The organism is Curtobacterium sp. MCBA15_013 (assembly GCF_001865095.1).
Classification (GTDB): Bacteria; Actinomycetota; Actinomycetes; order Actinomycetales; family Microbacteriaceae; genus Curtobacterium.
Genome location: NZ_MJGQ01000085.1, coordinates 1 through 516, shown reverse-complemented (window position 1 = coordinate 516; position 516 = coordinate 1). Strand labels below are relative to the sequence as shown.

The 516-nt window shown below is 64.9% G+C and carries 1 protein-coding gene; it reads left to right on the top strand.

What is annotated here, in order from left to right; all coding sequences use genetic code 11:
* Window positions 1-248: 248 nt before the first annotated feature.
* Complete coding sequence (locus tag BIV01_RS18165; protein ID WP_070418799.1) at window positions 249-473, top strand: DUF7455 domain-containing protein; 225 nt, start codon at window positions 249-251, stop codon at window positions 471-473.
* The last annotated feature ends 43 nt before the right edge of the window (window positions 474-516 follow it).

The window sequence follows — 516 nt, the reverse complement described above, 5'->3', positions numbered from 1 at the left end:
GATGTACATGCCCGGACGCTTGCGGACCGCCTCGAGCCCTTCGAGGACGGAGAGATGGCGTGCAGAGTAGTCGGAGCTCACCTTCCGATGCTAGCGATCCGCACCGACACCACCGCGCGGACACTCGGACTGGGGACAGCCGATCCGCGCTGAGCGAAACGGGCGATCACAATGCGCCACTCTCAGGCATCACGTGTTGAAATAGGTGGACCAAGCCGCACCACCTGCGATCCGTGAGGAGCACAGCAATGACCCAGACCGTGCAGGACCTCTCCATCGACGAAGTCAGCAGCCACCAGCTCACCGCTGCCGACCGTTGCGACAGCTGCGGCGCGCAGGCGTACATCCGGGCCACCATGGCCAGCGGTGAGCTGTACTTCTGTGCGCACCACGGCGCCGAGTTCAAGGACAAGCTCGCGGCGACCGCCATCGAGTGGCACGACGAGAGCAGCCGACTCTACGAGTCGAAGTAGCGCGCACAGACGCGAGCGCTGAACACACAGGAGGCGCGGTGCC